The organism is Dyella silvae, assembly GCF_026421305.1.
Lineage (GTDB): Bacteria > Pseudomonadota > Gammaproteobacteria > Xanthomonadales > Rhodanobacteraceae > Dyella > Dyella silvae.
Genome location: NZ_JAPJBQ010000010.1, coordinates 16,221 through 37,259 on the forward strand (window position 1 = coordinate 16,221; position 21,039 = coordinate 37,259).

General features: G+C 62.4%; 16 protein-coding genes. 10 read left to right on the plus strand and 6 right to left on the minus strand.

The features are described 5' to 3' along the window. Positions 1-91: 91 nt before the first annotated feature. The 6 genes from OQE56_RS18385 (at position 92) to OQE56_RS18410 (ending at position 8,276) form a co-directional block, all read left to right on the plus strand. A complete protein-coding gene (locus OQE56_RS18385) occupies positions 92-2,377 on the plus strand; it encodes a glycosyltransferase family protein (RefSeq protein ID WP_267226288.1) in 2,286 nt (761 codons plus the stop codon). Positions 2,378-2,759: 382 nt separating this feature from the next. Beyond that, a complete protein-coding gene (locus tag OQE56_RS18390) occupies positions 2,760-3,479 on the plus strand; it encodes a hypothetical protein (RefSeq protein WP_267226289.1) in 720 nt (239 codons plus the stop codon). A gap of 111 nt (positions 3,480-3,590) precedes the next feature. Next, positions 3,591-4,106, plus strand: a complete 516-nt coding sequence (locus OQE56_RS18395) for a Spy/CpxP family protein refolding chaperone (RefSeq protein ID WP_267226292.1) — start codon at positions 3,591-3,593, stop codon at positions 4,104-4,106. Between the two features lie 49 nt (positions 4,107-4,155). Next, positions 4,156-4,845, plus strand: a complete 690-nt coding sequence (locus tag OQE56_RS18400) for a response regulator (protein ID WP_267226293.1) — start codon at positions 4,156-4,158, stop codon at positions 4,843-4,845. Positions 4,846-4,851: 6 nt separating this feature from the next. Next, positions 4,852-6,084 (plus strand): sensor histidine kinase, encoded by a 1,233-nt coding sequence (locus OQE56_RS18405; RefSeq protein WP_267226295.1) that lies wholly within the window; start codon positions 4,852-4,854, stop codon positions 6,082-6,084. 503 nt (positions 6,085-6,587) lie between these two features. Next, positions 6,588-8,276, plus strand: coding sequence for a hypothetical protein (locus OQE56_RS18410; RefSeq protein ID WP_267226296.1), 1,689 nt, complete (start codon positions 6,588-6,590; stop codon positions 8,274-8,276). Positions 8,277-8,394: 118 nt separating this feature from the next. On the opposite strand, the gene OQE56_RS18415 is transcribed toward OQE56_RS18410, so the two are convergent. From OQE56_RS18415 to OQE56_RS18425, 3 genes are all read right to left on the minus strand, one after another. Then, entirely contained in the window at positions 8,395-8,742 is a 348-nt protein-coding gene (locus OQE56_RS18415; RefSeq protein ID WP_267226297.1) for a zinc ribbon domain-containing protein YjdM, read from the minus strand. Between the two features lie 184 nt (positions 8,743-8,926). Then, positions 8,927-9,637, minus strand: coding sequence for an rRNA pseudouridine synthase (locus OQE56_RS18420; protein WP_267226298.1), 711 nt, complete (start codon positions 9,635-9,637; stop codon positions 8,927-8,929). 166 nt (positions 9,638-9,803) lie between these two features. Then, positions 9,804-11,327 carry a glycosyltransferase family 39 protein gene (locus OQE56_RS18425; RefSeq protein WP_267226299.1) on the minus strand — a complete coding sequence of 508 codons (1,524 nt, stop codon included), beginning with the start codon at positions 11,325-11,327 and terminating at the stop codon, positions 9,804-9,806. Positions 11,328-11,713: 386 nt separating this feature from the next. On the opposite strand from OQE56_RS18425, the gene OQE56_RS18430 reads away from it, so the two are divergent. Together OQE56_RS18430 and OQE56_RS18435 are read left to right on the plus strand one after the other, a co-directional pair. Then, positions 11,714-11,950 carry a hypothetical protein gene (locus OQE56_RS18430; RefSeq protein ID WP_267226301.1) on the plus strand — a complete coding sequence of 79 codons (237 nt, stop codon included), beginning with the start codon at positions 11,714-11,716 and terminating at the stop codon, positions 11,948-11,950. 469 nt (positions 11,951-12,419) lie between these two features. Beyond that, on the plus strand, positions 12,420-13,355 hold the full coding sequence (locus OQE56_RS18435; RefSeq protein ID WP_267226303.1) for an alpha/beta hydrolase family protein: 936 nt from the start codon (positions 12,420-12,422) through the stop codon (positions 13,353-13,355). A gap of 299 nt (positions 13,356-13,654) precedes the next feature. On the opposite strand, the gene OQE56_RS18440 is transcribed toward OQE56_RS18435, so the two are convergent. Then, positions 13,655-14,161 (minus strand): OmpA/MotB family protein, encoded by a 507-nt coding sequence (locus tag OQE56_RS18440; protein WP_267226304.1) that lies wholly within the window; start codon positions 14,159-14,161, stop codon positions 13,655-13,657. 10 nt (positions 14,162-14,171) lie between these two features. Between OQE56_RS18440 and OQE56_RS18445 the strand changes: the two genes are divergently transcribed. Then, on the plus strand, positions 14,172-14,408 hold the full coding sequence (locus OQE56_RS18445; RefSeq protein WP_267226306.1) for a hypothetical protein: 237 nt from the start codon (positions 14,172-14,174) through the stop codon (positions 14,406-14,408). Between the two features lie 566 nt (positions 14,409-14,974). Here OQE56_RS18445 and OQE56_RS18450 read toward each other — a convergent pair. Next, positions 14,975-18,445: an ankyrin repeat domain-containing protein gene (locus OQE56_RS18450; protein WP_267226308.1), complete on the minus strand. Its 3,471-nt coding sequence runs from the start codon at positions 18,443-18,445 to the stop codon at positions 14,975-14,977. 139 nt (positions 18,446-18,584) lie between these two features. Next, on the minus strand, positions 18,585-18,881 hold the full coding sequence (locus OQE56_RS18455; protein ID WP_267226310.1) for a YcgL domain-containing protein: 297 nt from the start codon (positions 18,879-18,881) through the stop codon (positions 18,585-18,587). 353 nt (positions 18,882-19,234) lie between these two features. On the opposite strand from OQE56_RS18455, the gene OQE56_RS18460 reads away from it, so the two are divergent. Continuing rightward, a complete protein-coding gene (locus OQE56_RS18460; protein ID WP_267226312.1) occupies positions 19,235-20,674 on the plus strand; it encodes an OmpP1/FadL family transporter in 1,440 nt (479 codons plus the stop codon). The last annotated feature ends 365 nt before the right edge of the window (positions 20,675-21,039 follow it).

The window sequence follows — 21,039 nt, forward strand, 5'->3', positions numbered from 1 at the left end:
TGCGGCCCTTATCCATAACGGCTTTTGGCATCACGGCGCGACTTGCCAAATGTTGGTTTCACGATTGCTAGGGGTGTGGGGAATGATGCGAGTGGGTACCTGGCACTTCGGCATACGTCGCGCCACTGGATATTGGCAGGCGGCCGCGGCGGGTTTGCTCTTTCTGGCTGTCTTTGCCGTCGTCGGCAAGGTATGGCGGATTCATCTGCACATACCGCTCGACTACTCGTCGGATGCGTTTGAAGTTCTCGCTCACCTGACTCACAACTACATCAGCAACGATGTAACTGAGCGGCTGTTTGCTCCGCTCAACGCCATGCATGCATCCGCCTGGCAGTATGCGGTGAATGCTCTCTTTCAGTTCAACGGCAACCTTATGGTTCTTTGCCGGTGGCTGACCGGTGACGATGCCGCCGCGCTGAATCTCTATTTCTTGCTCACGTTTCCCCTGACGTTCGGTACTGCCTATTACGCCTGCTGGCGCCTGAGGCTCGAAAATCCGTACCGGTTCTGTGTGGCTATGCTCTATGCGTTTATGCCCTACCACCTGTGGCGTGGCGAGATTCACATCCTCGAATCGACGTATCTGCTGACGCCGCTCTATATCCTGGTGCTTTTGCGATTGTGGGCAGCCCGCCCTCTATTCTGGCGCCATGACGGAAACCAATGGCAACTCCACCTGATCGATCGCGCAGCTATCGGCCCGGCGGTCCTTCTGTTGTTCTTTGGTTCCTTTCACTATTACCACCAGTTCTTCTTCGCGATCCTTGCAGGCTTCGTCGGCCTGGGGGCATGGGCCTATCGCCACAACTGGCGTCATTTCTCCTCCGCTATCGGAGTGATTGCGCTCGCACTCATGCCGTTAGTGCTGAAGGGCGCTTTGTCGGCCTGGCTTGCGGACCCGATACTGCATCTGTCTGTCATCGGATACCCGCTCGCACGGCCCGGAGAGGACGAGTACTACCCGCTCAAGATCATTCAGCTGCTTCTCCCTGTACAACACCATCGCTGGGAGTGGTTGGCCCATTTTCGCGAGGTTTACGACAATACCCGACCGCTGGTTAATGAGAACTCGTCCACCTCTCTGGGTCTGGTCGGTGCGCTTGGTTTTGCCGTGATCGTGGCATTCGGGCTGCAGCCTGCGCGTCGCACCATGGGGGTGCTGACCAAGTTCGGTTGGGTGAGTCTGGTCATCCTCCTGGTGACCACGATGGGTGGCTTGAATACTGCGATTACGTTGGCCAGCCAGCACATCTTTGGCCTCGAATTTCCATTGTCCCAGGCTCGGGGATGGAACCGTATAGTCATCTATCTTGGCTTCTTCGCGTACTTCGGATTCTTTGTGGTGCTGCGCGGGATCAACAGGCGCGTCGAGGCTCGCTGGTCATCTCGTCATGCGCACATGGTGGCGTTCTGTGTATGCACATGCGTACTCATATTCGCTCTCTGGGACCAGGTGCCCAAGCCGTTGCAGCAGACAAAAGCGACAAAGGTCGCATTTAAAAGCGATCAGGCATTCTTTGGGGCGATGGAAGCGCATAGCGCTCCCGGCGCCTCGGTATTCCAGTTGCCAGTCATTGCCCATCACGTATCAGGTTCGGTTAACGGAGTGGACCACACGGAGGGGCTGCGTCCATTTATCAGCACAAAGGCCATGCGCTTCAGCTTCGGCGCCGATTACGGTAGCGCGCAGTTGGATCTTCTCCACCATATAGAAGGCCTTCCTACGGAGGAGAAGCTGCGCACGCTGTGCGAGTACGGCCTGTCGACGATACTCATCCATCGGAATATGTACGCGGATCCGAAGGCGGTGGAAGATCCACTGGCTGCGTCCCTCAACGTATCGCCAGTGCAGAGCGCCGATGGTGCGTTTAGTTATCTTCCGTTGGATGCCTACTGTGCCAATCATGCCATTCGACCGATCGGGCGGGCCGCGCTGGCTGACAGGCTCGCTGCAGATGCCGTGCACTACGAAGGCACCGATTTCCTACGCCAACTTGGAAGTGTCGTCGAGAACGGCAAGGATAAAAACTCCGTTGTGGCCGGTCGTGGAGCGGCAGGGTACTTGACCTACGGGCCCTATCGTCACTTGCCACCGGGAAGCTACGACGCGGTGTTCCATCTCACCGTCGAAGGCAACGCCGGAGATACCGTTGGCGGTATTGACGTCGATGGCGTCAATATGGGCGTGGCAGGGGTGCTGGCGAAAGCAGATCTGACGGTCGGCGATGCCAGGACGGACAGCCTGACACTTCACTTTTCATCGTCGTCGCCAGAGCAGGTTTTTGAGTTCCGCGTTTTCGTCAACGGGCGCGGCCAAGTCACTCTGCATGGCGTGGATGTCCAACCCGTCGGAAAGAAGACCGAGAGAAGATAGCCAGGGCAAGCGCTTCCACAGCCTCCGCTGATCGAAAATGGCACGCTGGTTCGGCTGCTGCCTGGCTGGAATGCCGATGCAGGATCGATCTTGCTTTACTCCTCGATACGCCCGACGTTGCTGGGTAGAACGCGCGCGTTCATTGCTCGTGTCATCGAAGCGTTTCAGCGCCCCAGCCGGTACCAGCCGACTTCCGTCATGCGTGACACAAGTGATGCCACGACGTCGTTTGTCGTCGATGCCTTGGGCGACGCTGCGTGCCTACTAAGGTACGCAAACGGTCTTCATAGTTCTTTACCGGCAGTACATATCGCAGCCAAACAGGCGGCCTAGCTTGTCGTCCCGCACATCTCGTGTGTCTCGACAACGCGAAAGGATCGCCATGGCTACCAGCATCGAATCGTTGCAACACCCTTCCACGCATCAGGCCAAGGCCATCCCGGCCGGTGGTGATGTCCGCCTTGCCGGGCTCGCCATCCTGACGAGCGCCATCGTATCGGTCGCCACGGTTGCGATGGATCGGGGAGCGAGTGGCAAGACTACGCAGGAGATCCTGCAAAGCATGGTGCAGATTCAGGCGTGGCATCAGAACGTGCACGTGGTCGCGATGGTCTGCATATGCGGCCTGATGTACGGCTACACCGTGCTATCCCAGCAACTGGATCTGCGGCGGGCGCCGGTGCTGATCGGGCTGATCACCTATGCGCTGGGTAGTGCGTTGATGTTGGTGGGCACCATTCTCGACGGTTTCATAAGCACCGGCATCGCGGCGGATTTCGTCAACGGTACGCCTGAGGCGGCGCAGGCAGCGCGCTGGATGATCCACGTGGTCGAATCCGTCGCCCTGACCGACATCGCACGTGTGGCATGGGTGCTGCAGTCGGTGGCGGCCATCGCATGGTCCGTGGCCCTGTTGCGCGACGCGGGTACGCGCCGTGCGGTGGGTTACATCGGGCTGGTCGCGGGTGGTCTGCCGGCGGTGATGGTGATCGGTGCCGGTGCGCACATGGACCTGAGTGTCGTTGTTGGCACGTTGCTGCTGCAGGCCATCTGGAACGTCGCTGCCGGCGTGCTGATGTTGCGCGAGCGGTCGTCTGTCTGACGGGCGTCTAGCCGCTTCACATTTCTTTACCTGGGCGACGCAAAGCCCTCATGCACGGGGCACAAGCTATGCCCCGTCAACACGACCGATCCCCAAATAGGAGGGAGAACCATGGCTATCGAACGTTCTGCACAAACGAACCGCACGCTGCGCGCCGCGCTTCTGGGCTTCATTGGCGGCACTGCGCTGGCGGCCGGTGTTGCCGTGCTGGCTAGTGACGGCGGCGTCCCAGCGATGCATCACATGTCCGGGCCTATGTCCCAGGCCGACATGGCAGCGCATATCGATAAGGTATGCCAGCACGTGTATGTCGAGATCGATGCGACGGACGCCCAGAAGTCCATCCTTGATCCGATCTTCAAGCAGGCGGCGGCCGATCTGCTGCCGATGTTCCAGCAGTTGCATACAGGCCATGCCCAAGTGCTGAACCTGCTGGCAGCCCCCACGATCGATCGCACTGCGCTGGAACAGGCGAGTGCCGCGCAGATCGCGGTCCACGACCAGATCGCGCAGCGCATGACCCGACTGGTGGAAGACAGCAGCAACGTGTTGACGCCGGATCAGCGGCAGAAGCTTGTCGCCCATTTGACCCAGCATATGGCGATGCCGTCGCCGATGCATGGTTGAAAGCACGATCCGGCGACTATGATGCGGCTTTCGTGCTAGAGCGGGAACGATGACCGAACGCATTCTGGTCGTAGAGGACGATCCGCGCCTGGCCGCCATGCTGGACGAATACCTGCGTAACAATGGGTACGCCGTGTTGCAGGCGGCAACCGGGGCTCAAGCGCTGGAACGTATCAGCGCAGACGCCCCGGATGCCGCCATCCTCGACCTGATGCTGCCGGATATGGACGGGCTCGACGTCTGCCGCAAGCTGCGCGAGCGATCCGATTTGCCGGTGCTGATGCTCACGGCGCGGGGCGATGCCATCGACCGCATCATTGGCCTGGAGATCGGCGCCGACGACTATCTTCCCAAGCCGTTCGAGCCGCGCGAATTGCTTGCGCGGCTGCGCGCCATTCTGCGCCGGCGTACGCCAGCCCCGGGGGCGGCCAAGACGATGGTGTTCGGCCAGCTGGAGATCGACACGGACGCGCATGCGGTGAAGGTCGCGGGAAGGGAGGCGGAGCTGACGTCCTATCAGTTCGAACTGCTGCTTGCGCTGGCGCAGCATGCGGGCCGCGTGTTGTCGCGCGACGTGCTGATGGACCTGGTGCGCGGCGAACAACTGGACGCGTTCGATCGCTCCATAGACGTGCATATCTCGCGCATCCGCGCGGCGATAGAAGACGATCCCAAGTCGCCCAGGCGCATCATCACGGTGCGTGGTGCTGGCTATCTGTTCGCGCGCAAGCAGGATTGAGTGGCCATGACGCGTCTTTACCTACGCATTTACCTCACCGTTGTCGCCAGCCTGCTGGCCTACGCGGCCGCTTTTGCGTGGGTATGGCACAGCAAGGGCGGTCCGTACGACATGGCGATGCATTCACAGACGCAAGTCATCCTCAATGCGCTGCCGCCTGCACGGGCACCCGCGACGGAGCAACAGCAGACCCTTGATAAGTTGGCACAGGGGCTGCCGGGACGCCTGGCATTGCTGGATGATTCCCGGCGTCTGATTGCTGAGTCAGGCGCGAGCCTCGGCATCGGTGACCAGCATGCTTTGCCGCGCTCAGGCGAGGCACTCTGGACGCTGCATCTGCCCGATGGCCGCTGGCTTCAGGCAAGTCTGCCGCGCGGTGGACATCAGCCGCTGCATGTCTTGCTGCTGAGCCTTTTTGCGCTGGCCGCCATCATCGGTGTCCTGGTATTGCCCGTGGTGCGGCGGATTACCGGTCGCCTTGAACGGCTGCAGCAGGCGGTGGAGTCGCTGGGCGCAGGCGATCTGCGCGCCAGGGTCGCGGTAGAAGGGCGCGACGAGGTGGCGCGTCTGGCGCTCAGCTTCAACCAGGCGGCCGATCGGATCGAAACGCTTGTCGGTCATCAGAAGACGCTGTTGGCCAACGCCTCGCACGAGTTGCGCACGCCGCTGACACGCATCCGACTGGCACTGGAACTCATCGGGCCCAACGTCGATGAGGGGCGTCGTGACGGCTTGCAGCAGGACATTGGCGAGTTGGACGCCTTGATTGGCGAGATCCTGCTGGCCAGCCGTCTTGAAGCGTTGCCGCATCTGGAAGTGACCGAGTCTGTCGATCTGTTGGCGCTGGCGGCGGAGGAATGCGCACGCCACGAAGGCGTCGATCTCGATGGGATGCCCGCAACGGTAAAGGGCGACCCGCGGCTATTGCTCAGGCTGATGCGCAACCTGCTGGATAACGCCAGCCACCATGGATTGCCGCCGGTGCAGGTGCTGCTGCGCACGGTAGAAGGCCGTGCTGAACTCGTCGTGCGCGATCACGGTCCGGGGTTGCCCGAAGACGAATGTGAGCGGGTATTCGAACCGTTCTACCGGGGTAGCGCAGCATGCGACCGCGCCGGCACCGGGCTTGGGCTTGCACTGGCGCGGCAGATCGCCCGCCATCACGGTGGCGAGCTTAGCTGCCGTTACGAGGCGGATGGCGCATTTGCATTCGTGTGGTCAATACCGGTCGTAACGTGATGCAGCATGGGGCCGGTGCTGCCTGCTAGCGTGCAGCGCCGTCAGCGAATCATCGGCGCTTCACGCCAGCGACCGAGGCCGGTGATTCACTTCTTCACGCCGGGCGAACATTTCCGGCCGTGTGGCGCACCGGCCGGCAGAAGTTGTAACAGAGCCGACACAGTAAACGGCCACCAGAGAGGCCTCTGAAAAGCCAATGGCGACCGCTTGCGAATGCGCGTATCGTGCTCCGGCGCATATAGCAAATATGCGTACTTGCGCGGGCGCTCATCGGCGCGGCCGATAGCAGCGTTCTACTAGGGGGCGCGGTCACCTAACGAAACGAACGGGAGACCAGTGTTATGAAGACTCGACTGCTCTTCGCAGCAGCAGCCATGGCATTTGCTACGTGCGCTTTGGGCGCATCCCCAACCACGCTCACTTTGCAACGAGGGGGAACCTCGGTACCCACCACCACGCCTCTCGGGGGCGCGCCGCTGACAAGTCTGGAACTGGATCCGGCGATGGTTGGCGGGGATGCCGATTCGGGCGATGGCCAGGACTATGGGCCGCCGGTTGTGAATCGCAGCATTTCCCATGGGCACACCGGCAGCAAGAGCATGGGCCATGGCGGTCGCGCCAAGTCGAGCCCCGAACTGCTTGGCGGTTTTGATGGCCTCAATTTCCACGACCAGCGTTATGCCAATGGCGGTAATCAGTTCTCGGTGGAGCCGCCCGATCAAGGGTTGTGCACCGGCAACGGATTCGTCCTTGAAAGCGTCAACGACGTGCTGGCGATCTACAGCAGCACCGGCACCAAGCTGGTCGGACCGGTTGACCTCAATACGTTCTACGGCTACTCCGCGGCGATCAATCGCAGTACGGGCGCTTACGGCCCCAGCATTACCGACCCTTCGTGTTACTACGATGCTGGCACGCAGCGCTGGTTCCAGATCGTATTGACGCTTGATCGTATTGGCACCACATCGGCGCTGGCGGGTACCAATCACCTGGATATCGCGGTCAGCCAGACCGCCGATCCCACGGGTGCGTGGAACATCTATCACCTGCCAGTGCAGAACAACGGTACGCAGGGCACCCCGGATCACGGCTGCGCAGGCGGGTTCTGCCTCGGTGACTATCCGCACATCGGTGCGGACGCCCATACGATCTTCATCACCACCAATGAGTTCTCGTTGTTCGGCCCCGGTTTCTATGGCGCGCAGATTTACGCCATCTCCAAGCAGGCACTGGCGTCGGGCGCCGCATCACCGAATGTGGTGCTGTTCAACGGTGGCGATCCGAGTATTCAGGCGAACGCATTCACGGTCATACCGGCCATCTCGTCCGGCGGGCAGTTCGCCGGGGCCCATGGTGGAACCGAATATCTGCTCAGTTCGGACGCCGTGTTCTTCGACTCGGGTCTCTCCAGCACCATCTGGCTGTGGTCGATATCGAACACGCAGGCCATCGACACCATGCCTACGGCGTTGACGTTGAACGTCTCTCCGCTGACCGTGCAGCAGTATGCCGTGCCAAACAGTCTGGCCCACCAGAAGCCAGGCAGTACGCCCTTGCTTGACTGTTTTGCCACGCCGAGCTGTGCATCGATCCTCGGCTACCCGAGTATCGTCTATCCCGGGCCGCGCGACCTGGCGGTGAATGACTCGCGCATGGAGCAGGTGAGCTACGCCAACGGCAAGCTTTGGGGCACGCTGGATACCGATGTCCTGCTGGGCGACGGCAGTCATGGTTCGGGCATCAATTATTTCGTCATCAACCCGAACTCCGGCGGCATCTTTGCCAACGGCACGCTGGCCCTGCCCGATGCCAATCTGACGTACGGCGCGGCAGCCGTTACGCAAAGCGGACGCGGCGTTATCGCATTCACCGTGGTTGGCCCCAACGACTATCCAAGCGCGGGCTATGCCAGCCTGGATGCGAAGATTGGTGCGGGTGATGTCCATATCGCGCAAGCGGGAGTAGGCCCTTGGGACGGCTTTACCGGTATTCCGTACCTCGGCGGTGGCCGGCCGCGTTGGGGTGACTATGGTGCGGCTGCGGCCGATGGCAACACGATCTGGCTTGCCTCCGAGTACATCGCGCAAACATGCACCCTGGCTCAATATCTGACGCCTCCGCTGTTCCAGTGCGGTGGTACACGTGGTGCGCTGGGCAACTGGGCGACGCGCATCTCGACGATCCAACTCTGAGTCATCGGTAACGCGTCTGACAACGGGCGTGATGGGCAGTGCTCATCACGCCCGTTTTTTTTTCTTTGAGAAGAGCGGGCCGTATTCGTGCCAGGCGCAGAAGCCGTGTCTGTTGTGCTCAAGCCTTTTTCAAAAAGCAGACCTTGAGCACCAATCCTTTGATCTTGTCGGAGTTGCCTTCGATGTGCTCGGCGTCGCCCTCCACCAGGCGAATGTTGCGGATCACGGTGCCTTGCTTGAGTGGAATGGACGAGCCTTTGACCTTGAGGTCCTTGATCACCACCACGGAGTCACCGCTGTTGAGCACATTGCCGTTGACGTCGCGCACGACCGTGTCAGCGTCGTCGGCGTGTGCGGCGACCTGCGGCCATTCGTGAGCGCAATCGGGACAGATGAAGTGATCGTTGTCCGGATACGTGTTTTCCATGCCGCAAACCGGGCAAGGGGGGATGTCATGGGTCGTCATGGGGGTGCTCCAGCGTTTTCCAAAAGTAAGTTTTGTGCGGTCGCGTCCGGCAAAGGCCCAAAGGCATGGCGGGCGTAGCGCTATGGCCATTCATAAGTGGCTGCTCGAACGGAGTGCGCGCTTGCGGCCTGGCTCAACCACGCACGGGTACGTTTCAGCGCCTGCGTCGCGCCGCTTCAGAACCTCAAAACCGATCCGTGCCCGCCAGATAGCGCCAGTGCCCCGGTTGCAGCCGGGCCATGGGAATGCGCCCGACACGGATGCGCTTGATCGCGACCACCTTCAGCCCGACGGCGTTGCACATGCGCTCGACTCTATCGGGCGCAATTCGCTTCAGGGCAAAGCGCAAGTGGGTTTCGTTCTGCCAGCTCACCTTGATCGGTGGCAGCGCATAGTTGTCGAAGCTGAGCCCGTGATTGAGCAAGGCAAGCCCATTCGGCGCCAGCTTGCCGGTCACTTCGACCACCAGCTCCTGCTCGATGCGGTCGAGATCTTCTTCCAGACGGCGCTTTACCCGCCAGTCCTGGGTAAACACCACCAGACCGCTGGCTTTGTCGGGCAAGGATAACGGCGACACCAGGCGCGCGAAGTGACGCTTCAGCATGCGCACGCCTGAACTGTCGTCGTCGGCGTGGCTCTCCTCGCGGATCAATGCCCGGGCATCGTCGACCGTGATGCCGGCAGGTTTATGCAATACCAGCGTGGCGGGTTCGGCGGGTTCGAGTTGCGCGTGCGGATCGATCTCGATGTGCTGCTCGAGCACCTTGAACTGCGGCTCCTCAATAGTCACGCCGTCCACGCGTACCCAGCCGCCTTCGATATACATTTCTGCCTCGCGCCGCGAGCACTGGGCCAGGGCAGCGACACGTTTGGCGAGGCGTACAGGTTCAGTCATGGGCGTAGCCAGGGGATCATGTGCGCCATTATAGGCGCCCCGACCGGGGGAGAACCTGTGGCCACGCAGACTTGCCGTTGGGCAGACTCGGACGGATCGCGTTCAACCCGAAGCGGGCAGCGCACCATCGCACCCACGTTCACGCGTGTGCTCGTGCCTGAAGTGCTCAGCCAAAGTCCGGCCCGTGCTTCCAAAGCTCGCCCCATGGCACTCGCGCAGGGCCGCACACAAAGATATCGGGGTGATCCCGGCTTTCTTCATTGACGACGCCCCAGGCGTTGGTCGTGTGGCCAGCAAGGCGGCAATCGGTGAAAAGTTCATCGGCGCGCTCGCGCGGATTTCCAAGCACGATAAGTGTGGTGGGTGCTGTCTGCGGATAGCCGCGTAGCCATCCGGAGTTGATGGTGGTGATCGGTGCGGGCAAGCGATAGCGCGGGCCCAGCAGGGCGATGGCGCCGTACTCGCCATAGTTGCCCACGGCAATGCCAAGATGGGCCTGCTGGTCGCCGGGCAAGGCGTCTCGAATGGCTGCGACCTGTGCGACGAGTTCGTCCCAACCGATTTCTTCACGGAGGTCGCCGTTGTTCTGCAGCGCAAAGTCGCGCAATGGACCGCTTGATGCGATAGGCACGATGCGAAGCGTCGCGTAGATGCCGACGGCGAACACCCCGGTGAATACCAGCGTGACCATCGCAACACGCCACACCGGACGCAGCGTGCGCAACCATCGCTCGCCCACCACCGATCCCATCGCTATCAGCATGGGGTAGGCGCCGCAGGTGTAATAGAAGCGCCCCTGCGCCATCAGGAAAAGCAGCAGCGGTACCACATACATCCAGGCAAGCATGCGATAGCGGCGGTCCCTGAAGTAGGCGAACAAGCCCGCCAGCCAGACGGGCGCCGTGAACAGGTTGGCATTCAACAGAAACTGATCGCGAAGAAATCCGTCCGCGCGCCCCAGACGTACATCGCGCGCATGAATACCTTGCAGGAAGTGGTAGGAGATAAAGTCGTGCCGGATGAGCCAGAGAAGATTGGGGGTGACGATAAGCAGCGCGATGACGCCACCGGTCCAGAACCAGCGATTCGCGATATAGCGCCGTGCGCTTGTGAGCAGCGCCCCCGTCAGTACACCGGCGAGTTCGAACGCGATCGAATATTTAGTCTGCAGTCCAACGCCGGCGAGTGCGCCAATGGCCACCCACCAGCGGGGTTCATCGTCACGCAACAGACGAATCACGCACCAGGCGATAAGCACCCACCACAACAGATCGAAGGAGGAATACTGAAATTCGGTCGCCTGAAACATCGGCAAGGGCGATAGCGCTACGGCGATGGCGGTAAAGATCTGAGCCAGCCGCCCACCCCCCAGGTCGCGCGCCATGAGGCCGCTGACGAAAATGACCAGGACTTGTGCGAGCACCGAAAACAGTCGCAGGCCTACCAGTGACAGGCCAAACATCTTGAGGCCCAGAAACTCCAGTGCTGCGGTCAAGGGCGGGTAAGGCACAAAGCCCCAATCCAGATGCTGCGCATCACTCAGGAATTGCCATTCGTCCCGGTGAAAGCCGTACTGCCCGTTGGTCACCATGTGAGCTGCCCCAAAGATCAGGGCAATGGCGAGCACCGGGAGCACACTCCCCTGGTGGTCTGGCGTGGCGTGCTGAATCGGACTACCGGTCGCACTCATGTATGCATCCTTGAAACAGGCCGACGGTTCGCCCGATGCCTGTCCGGCTCAGCGGGCGGTGATTCAAGTACTACCTAAGATAGCCAAAGTCCGCTGAGGTCAGTGCCCGTGGCGAAGGTGATTTCCGCCCGCAGTGGCGAGGAGTGCCGGCATGGGCGAGTGAGGCCGCACCGGCCGCCCTGTTCACGAAATCGCCCTATCAGGATATGGCGATACCAACCCCCGTTGGGCGCGGGATCCGCGTCGTCAGGCTGGTGCGTCAAGCCCGTCCGGTTGTACCGCGTGGCCCAGAACACGGAAGCGATAGCCCAACGGCAAAGATCCAAGTAATGTCAGTGTCGACAGCGTGGACGTTGGCTTGCTTATCGATAGCCGTCGGAGGGCAGATGAACGCAGACGTGGTCGAAGAAATGGCAGTCGGCAACTGCCTGATAAGGGTCCGAAGCGTCCGTGTTGAACCGTCAGGCGCCGCAGGCTGGGTGGGCACCTGGGAGGTCTACCAGTTGCCTTGGTATCGCAAGAAGCGCGCTGTGCACGTGGGTGAAACCGAAGTAGTGACCAGCGAGCGCATGGCACTGGGCATGGCGAGAACCATCGCTACCGCGATCGCCTTCGCCTTCTGATCAACGCAGGCGCAATGGCCTTCCACGGACAGGAGCAGGGCTGGCAGATTCGCGCTCAGCCCGAAGCGTCGCCACGTTCGGATGTCTTCTTTCGATCGTGGACCTGACCGGTACCTACGGGCGGGCGAGGCCAGCGTCCGCGTTTACCAGTTGAGCTCGCCGAGCATGGCGGCGTACGTCTCAATGCCGTCCCGGCGATTGTGAAATCGAGCCTCACCAGCTTGGATCTGGTGCTACCTGTCGCCCCATCGGGTTCCGCACGGAGCACTGTCCAGCCGAGATCTTGCAGCCACTTCTCCACCAGCCCGCGCTCTGGCGTCTGGTCGGGAACAAGCCGGAATTCCAACGCCTCCTCTGCGGTCACGTGCACATTACGGCGCTTGCCATGCACTATACCCTGGCCGAGATTGCCGACCGGCCTATCCATGCAAGGTGCATCACCCCATCACGTTCCTATGGAGTCCTATCGATGATTCGACAGCTTCTCGCGGTGTGTCTGCTTGCAGGTTTCAGCCTTGTTGCCGTCGCAGCCGTTCAACCTTTTCCTTCCACCTTCCGGGCTCAGGAAATGCAGACGGATGGCGCGACGATCCATGTTCGCGTCGGCGGCAAGGGGCCGGCTGTTGTATTGCTGCATGGCTTCGGCGACACGGGCGACATGTGGGCGCCGCTGGCTACCGATCTCGCTCGCAACCACACGGTGGTGGTGCCCGACTTGCGCGGCATGGGCTTGTCCTCGCATCCCGAGGGTGGTTATGACAAGCGGACGCAAGCGGCGGACATCCGCAGCGTGCTCACCCAGCTGGGCATCGACCACGCCGCCGTCGTCGGGCACGACATCGGCACCATGGTGGCGTACGCCTATGCGGCCCGTTATCCCGACAAGACAGATCGCCTCGTTGTGATGGATGCCCCTGTGCCAGGCATTCCGCCCTGGGACCAGATCGTGCGACTGCCTGCCCTCTGGCACTTCGACTTCGGTGGTCCTGACATGGAGCGCCTTGTGGCTGGCCGCGAGCGCATCTACCTGGATCGCTTCTGGAACGAGTTCGCAGGCGACCCATCCAAAGTCGACGAAGCCACGCGCGAGCACTACGCCGCGCTTTACGCCCGACCGGGTGCTATGCACGACGCGTTCGCGCAGTTCCGCGCCATCCGCAAGGACGCCGAAGACAACAAGACTGCCATGGCGACCAAGCTCACCATGCCGGTACTCGCCATCGGCGGAGAAAAGTCTTTTGGCGCGAACGAAGCCATCGTCATGCGCAATGCGGCCACCAACGTCACTGAACTCGTCGTTCCCAACGCAGGTCACTGGCTGATGGAAGAAGCTCCGGAAACGACCATGTCGGCAGTCCATCATTTTATCGATGGCAAGCCAGTGGGGTCGTCTGAAGCAAAGTAGGGCGAGCAGATGGGGAATGTCTGCTTCGGGTTGCGGATTCAGCCGTTCAACGAAACGCACTAAGGACGGGCAGGCGGAAAGAGTCGCATGGCGCGCAGATTCCGCGGACCCATAGTCGAACGGCGGATGTTCCTGTTGGGCGAGTGCTGTCAGGAGGGCGAGCAAGCTCTCCGCCTGCTCTGATCGATCGCCGGTTCGCGCATCCATGTGTCGGGTTGCCCCTGAATCGCGAAAGATCGCGATTCAGGGTGCGTCACTGACCCATGACGGGATGCGTCGTTCGATCCCGCTTCGCCGCATTAGTGCGCGGCGTTCGCTATGGTGAGTTCTACGCGGCGATTCTGAGCCTTTCCTTCCGCCGTATCGTTGGATGCCACCGGATTTTCTTCACCAAAGCCGTGAGCTGCGACAAGATCCGGCTTGACGCCCTGGGAAATCATGTACTGCATGACGTTGTCCGCGCGCTTCTGGGACAGGATGACATTGCTGGTGACACCCTGTTTCGCCAGTTCCGGACCGATCGGCGTGCTATCCGTGTAGCCGTTCACGTTGATCTTGTTTTTCTGGTGAGGTGCCAGAATCGAGGCGATCTTGGCAATGCTCGTCTTGGCCTCGTTCGACATTTCCCAGCCACCGGAAGGGAACAGCAACTGGCTGTTGAGTGACACCTTGATCGCGTCCTGCATCCGCGTGATGTGCATGTCGCGGGACGCAACCTCCGCCCCCATGGTCTGGTTCAGTTGCTGGTACTGCGCCTCGAGTTCGGCATTTTTCTGTTGCGACTCGTCATATTTCTGCTGCGACACGCAGCCTGCCATGAGCAGCGCTGCACCTAATGCACAAACCATCGAAATCTTTGTCATTGGGGTTCCCCTCTCGTCGAAAAGTTGTGTGGAAGCGATGGCGGCTATGGAAGGAATTGCCCGTCCATGGTGTGGTTCGCACCAAAAACACATTTTCGTTGGTCGTAAAGAAGGTAAAGCTTCCCGGCAGTTATCCGTAAACATGCGGCAACGAAAGCGTTACCTGAAAGCGGCCGGTACGGTGCAATAACGGTCGCGCCTTGTGATGCGACTCGATAGCGAACGTGTAAAAGTCGAGGTAGAGAGATTGCTTGCAGAAGAGAAGATGCCTCCGCCTCCTTTTGGCTGTTTCCCCATTCCCGCCGCAAAAAAATCGTAATAGACGAAAAATGAAGACAACGTGTCAGCGCAGGATGGAAGTGCCGGATATGGCAAAGGCCGATCGTCATTCGCCAGAAAACTTACGTATCCCAGCTAAGTAAAATTACTTGTCCATGTTGACCAGGCCGCGAATACGGGAACCGTCTGCTTTTGGTTCGAGACGATGAGATGGGCTCGTCCTCACCCGCTATCGGCTGCCTTCACTCCTCTCCGGAGGGGTTGCACATGGATGTTGCGATCGCTGGTGGGGAGGCTCTAGCCCGTTGGGCCGTTCATCACGACGGCGAATTCAGCATCGGCGCAGTCCGGGTTCCCCGGGTGACGTGCGCGAGAATCCACCCGCTGCCAGAGAACGGCATGATGGTGTTGGCTGACGTGTTCGTGCTCATTCGCACCGCGCTGGCTATGGATGATAGCCAGCGCGGTTGGAGAGCGTTACTCGGAGGGTTGCGCAGGTTGCCGCAGCATCTGGCGCACGCTGGGAATCGCCGAGCCACTGCGTGCAGCCAGTTCGTGCGCGATATCGACGTAACCGATGGTGCGTGCCACATCCGCCGCGGTGCGGCCGAAAGCATCCGCAGCCTGACGATCGGCACCACGCGCCAGCAGTACGCGGGCCGGTGCCAGCAGCGCGTGCATGGCGCAGGCGTGCAGCGCGGTGACGCCGCGCTGATCGGCATGGGCCAGCGTGGCGCCGGCATCCAGCAGCACTGGCACCAGTGCGCCGATATGGGTGGGGTCGCATTCGCTGCCCGGACGCAGGTGCGCACCCAGCAGCAATAGCAGCGGCGTCTTGCCTTCTTTGTCGGCCAGGCTCACATCGGCGTTGTGCTTGAGCAGCGCGTCGAACAAGCGGCGCGCGCGCAAGCTGTCGTTGTGCGTAAAGCCAAACTGAGAGGCCGCGTGGAGGGCGCTGTGGCCGCGCGAATCGACGGCGTTTACATCGGCGCCGCCTTCCATCAACTGTTCGGCGACTTCGGGATAACCCATCGCCGCCGCAATCATCAGGGACGTGGCATCACCCGGCAGTCGTTGATCCACGGCCGCGCCGTGCTGCAACAGCAGTGCCACCAGTGCTTCGCGGCGGGCGCTGACTGCGGCAGCCAGTGGGGTCATGCCGTTGGTTGCGGCCAGCGAGGCATCGGCGCCTTTATCCAGCAGGAGCGCTGCCACCTCGCGCTGTCCTGCGCCGCAGGCGTGCAGCAGCGCAGTAGCGCCCTGGTGATCGCGGGTATCCACCGCAAAGCCGAGTTCCAGCAAGCGCTCCACTGCCACCAGCGAGCCGGCAGCAGCGGCAGGCGGCAGATCTTCCGCGCGCAGCGGTCGCGCCGGCCGGGTCCAGTCGCCCCAGTTGAGCCAGCGCTCGATGGCTTCGTGCTCCAGCGACTGGCCGAGCGGTGTTTCGCCATTGGCGTCGATCGCTTCGGGGTCTGCGCCGTGCGCCACCAAGGCACGGACCAGCGGCAACGCGCGCTCGCCATGTTCCAGTGCGGCAAACAGCGGCGTGCGGCCGCTGCTGTCACGCGTATTGGGGTCGCAGCCACGGGCCAGCAGGGTTTCCAGCAACACTTGGTGGCCGTAAGTGGCCGCCAGATGCACCGGCGTGCGCTCGCGCGCATCCGGGCCAAAGGGATCGGCGCCGCGTTCCAGCATCACCACGGGCAGGGCGGCACCCTGTGCGCTGTCTTCCAGCCGTACCAGCGTCTGCGCGAGCAGACCCGCGCCGGCCGGCGTCGCGCCCGCGTGCAGCAGGTCATCCACGGCTTCGGTCGCGGCAGGCAGCTGTTGCAGCAACGCATCGAACAGGCGGCGGCCCAGCGGCGGCAACGGCGCTTCCACACCTTCCAGGGTTTCTGCGTCGTCTACCAGCTGCGGTTGCAGGCGTGCTTCGGGATCCAGCGCGTGATCCAGCAGCCAGCGGCGGCCAGCGTCCTGCCCCGGCGCTGCGAGATCCAGGTACATCTGCGCCAACTGTTCCTGCGGCCACTCGCGCACGCGGCCATGAAAGGTGGAGACGATGGCCCAGTGGCCAAAGCGCAGCGCATCCAGCAGATGGGCCGGGGTGTCGGCGCCTTCGGGCAGGGCGTCCATGCTCAGGCTGGCGGGCAGCGGCGTTTCCGGGTCGAGCAGGGCGACCAGATCCCAGCGGCCTGCGGCGGCGGCGTGGTCCAGCGCGCTACGGCCATCGGTGCCCACCGCTTTGGGCTCGGCGCCCAGCGCAATCAGGGCACGCACGACGTCGGCATGCGCCTGCGGTGACTGGCAGGCGAGCGTCAGCGCGTCGCGGCCATGGCTGTTGCGCACGCGCGCATCCGGCTGTGCCTCGGTCAGCAGCTTCACAATGCCCACTGCGCCAGCGCGGGCGGCTTCCATCAGTGCCGTATTGCCATGGCGGTCCGCGAGGTTCACATCGGCGCCAGCGGCACGCAGAGCGCGGGCAATCTGTTCGTGGCCCTCGGACGCGGCGGCCATCAGGGCGCTGCGGTGGCGTGCATCCACCGCGTTCACGGCGGCGCGGTGCTTGAGCAGCAACTTCACACCGCTCGTGTCGTCATCGGCGATGCCGGCAGCGGCAACCAGCGCAGGCTCGCCATCGGCGGGCGCGGGCTTGGCGCTGCGTTCCAGCAGAAACTTCACCACTGGCCAGTTGGCCGCGCGGCAGGCCACAGCGAGCGGGCCGAGGCCCGCCTTGTTGAGTGCGTTGATGGGGGCGCCTGCGTCCAGCAACATCGCCGCCACCATGGGTTCACCGCTGAGCACCGCGCCATGCAGGGGCGTGTTGCCCTGGCTGTCGGTCGCCAGCGCGTTGGCGCCGTTGGCTAGCAGCGTCATCACCGCTTCGGCGCGGCCATGCCAGCTGTCGCGGGTGGCGGCCAGCAGTGGGGTGAGGCCGCCGCTGGCGCGATTCACATCGGCGCCCTTGGCAATCAGCGCACGCAGCAGGTGCGTATCGGGCAGCAGGGCGGCCAGCATGAGTACGGGACGCTGGTCGCGGTCGCTGGACGGCGGCGCGGTGTTCGGGTCGGCACCAGCCTCCACCAGCGCCAGTGCCCGATCGATATCGCCATCGCGCGTGGCAGCCAGCAGCGCCTGCGCTTGTTCTGGTGTGCCGGCGGTGCGCTCTTCTTCGCTCAGCTGCGGCGCGGGCTTGGGCACCACCGGTGCGGATGCGGACTTCTCCACCACACCTGCCGCGGGCTGGCGCAGCGGGCGGCGGCGCTCGCACAGCAGCGCGCGCAGTGTGCGGTTGGCAATCACCAGGCAGCCCAGCGGCATCAGCACCGCACCGTAGAGCACCAGCGCCGCCGTGCGCAGTTCGGAAGGCAGCACGCCATACAGGCCCGTCAGCGCAATGGCGACAAAGGCCAACGCCAGCAGCGACACCGCCGCGGGCAGGAAATGCGTAAAGAAGCGTTCTTCGCGCGACAGGTGCCGGCCAAACGCCAGGCTGCGAGCGGTTGCCGTGAATATCCACGAGCCATCGCTCTGCGCCGGATACGCGTCATCCCACACATACACGAGGCCAAAAGCGGGCCAAACGCGCCACAACGCGGCCAGCGCGATCACCAGCGCACCTGCCAGCATCAGCGCCCCACCAAGCGTCGGGGCCTGGTTGAGCTTGAGCATCGGCCACGCCACCAGCAAAAACACCAGCACCACGTAGCCGGTAAACATCACCAGATAAGCGGCGCCGCGCCGCAGCACGGTGCGGCCAAACTTCGGTTCCGGATCAAAACCTATCGCGTGGCACACCGCCGCCATGGTCAGCGCGTTGGCCATCAGCAACGGGATCAATGCAAGCGGGTGCGCACCAAGCAGGGCGATCGCGGTGGCGATCAGTCCGGGCACGAACCAGGCGAGGGCTTGCAGAAACGGGGGCGGGCGACGCGTTTTTGAATAGGCCATGGGCGCGGAGTATAGGAATCGTGGCGACATCAGACGGTAATCCCGTGTTAACGGCGATCACATGCCGAGCATTAGGGGGCGCTGATTTCGTTCGTCATCCCCGACTTTGCAGGGAAGACGGCGCTCGTTCAGGCCTTCATCAGTGCTCGCGGTCCGGACCTTTCGGCGCGCTCTTGTAGTCGGGATGATTGGCCACCGACAGTGTCTCCTGCGGCGGCAACTGCAGATACCAGCCCTTCTCGGTGATGTGCTTCATCACCTGCTGGGCATCTTCACGGGGCAGCTTGCGTTGCTCGGTCAGCTCCACTTCCAGCACAAAGCGCAGCTCGCCCAGCATCAGGGCCAGCGATTCGGGCAGGCAGGTGAAGTCGTCGCGGCGGCCCAGCCACACGTAGGTATCGGACTTGCGCAGGCTGGCATAGACAAAACAGTGCATGGCGACACCCCATTGGCGTGCATTCGGAGGGTAGGGCGCACAGGCAAGGCGCAGTAAGAACTTGCTCCTTTTCGGTACCGGCATGGGTTCCGCGAACGTCTGGAGCAGGTTCGTAAGGGTAACAGTTCGCGCCGGCGAAAGACCCTGCTGCGCCGATCTTCGCCTATTCGCTGGCGATCAGCGGGGATCAGCCCCCTTTAACCTTAAAAGATTGTTGCAACCGCACTTGCAAGCCCTGCGGCGAATCGGCACAGTGCCGGCCGGGGGTGTCAAACGCACGTATGAAAATTGGGCGGTCGTCAAGCCCCTTGCTACTACCCAAGCCAGATCAACAAGAAGCAGGAGCATTGCTGATGCAGATGTCATTCCGTCCTTTTTCCCGTGCGGGCCGTCCGCTCACGCTTGCTGCGCTGAGCCTAGCCATCCTGGGTTCGTTTGCCGCGCCGCAGAGCGCGCACGCCAGCGCATTCCAGCTGCATGAAGACAGCGCCGCCGCCATGGGCCGCGCTTACGCCGGTTCCACCACTGCGGGCGGCGACGTTTCCGTGGTGGCCAATAACCCGGCCGCCATGTCCGACCTCAAGGGCACCTATTTCCAGGCCGACGTAACGGCCATCAACTTCGGCACCACCTTCAGCGGCTCGGCTCACGATGCGCTGGGTCGTCCGATCAGCGGCAATGGCGGCGGCGACGCTGGTACCACCATGCCGGTGCCCGCCCTGTTCTTCGCCACCCAGTTGGGTGACAAGTGGCATGTCGGTGGCTCCTTCACGGTGCCGTTCGGCTTCCAGACCGAATACGACCAGCAGTGGATCGGCCGCTACAACGCCATCAAGTCCAAGTTCGAGTCGCTGGACATCACCCTGTCGGCCTCGTACGACGTCACCGACAACTTCGCGCTCGGCGTCAGCGGTATCGCGCAGAAGACCTCGGCTGAGCTCACCTCGGCCATCAACTACAACGCCGTTGGCCTGGGCCTGGTGAATCAGGCGGTGGCGGCTGGCGCCATCCCGCCAGCCGCCGGCCAGGCGTTCGCTCAGCAGGTGAACACCGTGGTGCCGCCGGGTTCGGACGGTATTGCCCGCATCAAGGGTGACGACTGGGCCTACGGCTACCAGGTCGGCATGTTCTGGAAGATCACCCCGCAGGACAAGTTCGCGCTCGCCTACCGCTCCAAGATCTCGCACACCATCACGGGTACGGCCAACTTCACCGTGCCGGCCAACGTGCAGGCGCTGCTCGCCAACCCGACCGTGGCTGGCTTGCTCGCCGGTGCTGGCGGCGTGCCGTTCACCCACACCCAGGGTACGGCGCCGTTCACCACCCCGGCCGTGGCAACCGCCAGCTACTGGCACCAGGAAGAGAAGTTCGGCCTGGGTATGGACGTGGCCTGGACCAAGTGGGATTCGTTCAAGAACTTGAACGTTTACTACGCCAACCCGGCACAGCCGACCACCACTGAAGTGTTCAACTGGAAGAACAGCTGGTACATCGCCATCGGTGGCGACTACTACCTCAACGACAAGGTCACCCTGCGCGGCGGTCTGGCGCTGGATACCACGCCGACCTCCACCGCTACCCGCGACCCGCGCGTGCCGGACGCTACCCGTCAGCTGGTCAGCTTTGGTGTCGAGTACAAGGCCAGCGAGCACTTCGTGCTCAACGCCTCGTACGCGCACATCTTCGTCAACAGCGCGCGCATCAACAGCACCAGCTCCACCGGCGACGTGCTGACCGGCAGCTCGGACGACTACGGCAACCTGCTGAGCTTCTCGGCCCAGTACAAGTTCTGATCGCGGAACACTGCGGAACGAACCGTTTGAAAAAAACCTCCCCGCGTGAGCGGGGAGGTTTTTTTGTGCGTGATGAATAGTCTGTTCATTGGGGGACTATGAGCGGTGATTGTGCCTCGCCGTCATCCCAGCGAAAGCTGGTCATCCAGCGCCTTTGCACTGGTGTGAGGATTGCGCGACCTGGCTCGCCTGCGGCGGGCTTCCGCTGTCCTGCCGGACAGCGGGTCACTTCTCTTTGCGTGGCCAAAGAGAAGTAACCAAGAGAAAGGCCACCCCGATGGCGCGCCTTCCGGGCTGATAGCCCGGAAGGTACGCGGGCGGGTTACGGGGTTTTTCGACAGGACGTCCCTGTCCTGTCGAAAAAC

What these genes read in the sequence shown, in the direction of transcription:
- OQE56_RS18390 (WP_267226289.1), top strand. Translation starts at nt 2,760, where the DNA reads ATGGCTACCAGCATCGAATCGTTGCAACACCCTTCCACGCATCAGGCC.
- OQE56_RS18395 (WP_267226292.1), top strand. Translation starts at nt 3,591, where the DNA reads ATGGCTATCGAACGTTCTGCACAAACGAACCGCACGCTGCGCGCCGCG.
- OQE56_RS18400 (WP_267226293.1), top strand. Translation starts at nt 4,156, where the DNA reads ATGACCGAACGCATTCTGGTCGTAGAGGACGATCCGCGCCTGGCCGCC.
- OQE56_RS18405 (WP_267226295.1), top strand. Translation starts at nt 4,852, where the DNA reads ATGACGCGTCTTTACCTACGCATTTACCTCACCGTTGTCGCCAGCCTG.
- OQE56_RS18410 (WP_267226296.1), top strand. Translation starts at nt 6,588, where the DNA reads ATGGTTGGCGGGGATGCCGATTCGGGCGATGGCCAGGACTATGGGCCG.
- OQE56_RS18415 (WP_267226297.1), bottom strand. Translation starts at nt 8,742, where the DNA reads ATGACGACCCATGACATCCCCCCTTGCCCGGTTTGCGGCATGGAAAAC.
- OQE56_RS18420 (WP_267226298.1), bottom strand. Translation starts at nt 9,637, where the DNA reads ATGACTGAACCTGTACGCCTCGCCAAACGTGTCGCTGCCCTGGCCCAG.
- OQE56_RS18425 (WP_267226299.1), bottom strand. Translation starts at nt 11,327, where the DNA reads ATGAGTGCGACCGGTAGTCCGATTCAGCACGCCACGCCAGACCACCAG.
- OQE56_RS18430 (WP_267226301.1), top strand. Translation starts at nt 11,714, where the DNA reads ATGAACGCAGACGTGGTCGAAGAAATGGCAGTCGGCAACTGCCTGATA.
- OQE56_RS18435 (WP_267226303.1), top strand. Translation starts at nt 12,420, where the DNA reads ATGATTCGACAGCTTCTCGCGGTGTGTCTGCTTGCAGGTTTCAGCCTT.
- OQE56_RS18445 (WP_267226306.1), top strand. Translation starts at nt 14,172, where the DNA reads ATGAGCAGCGCTGCACCTAATGCACAAACCATCGAAATCTTTGTCATT.
- OQE56_RS18450 (WP_267226308.1), bottom strand. Translation starts at nt 18,445, where the DNA reads ATGGCCTATTCAAAAACGCGTCGCCCGCCCCCGTTTCTGCAAGCCCTC.
- OQE56_RS18455 (WP_267226310.1), bottom strand. Translation starts at nt 18,881, where the DNA reads ATGCACTGTTTTGTCTATGCCAGCCTGCGCAAGTCCGATACCTACGTG.
- OQE56_RS18460 (WP_267226312.1), top strand. Translation starts at nt 19,235, where the DNA reads ATGCAGATGTCATTCCGTCCTTTTTCCCGTGCGGGCCGTCCGCTCACG.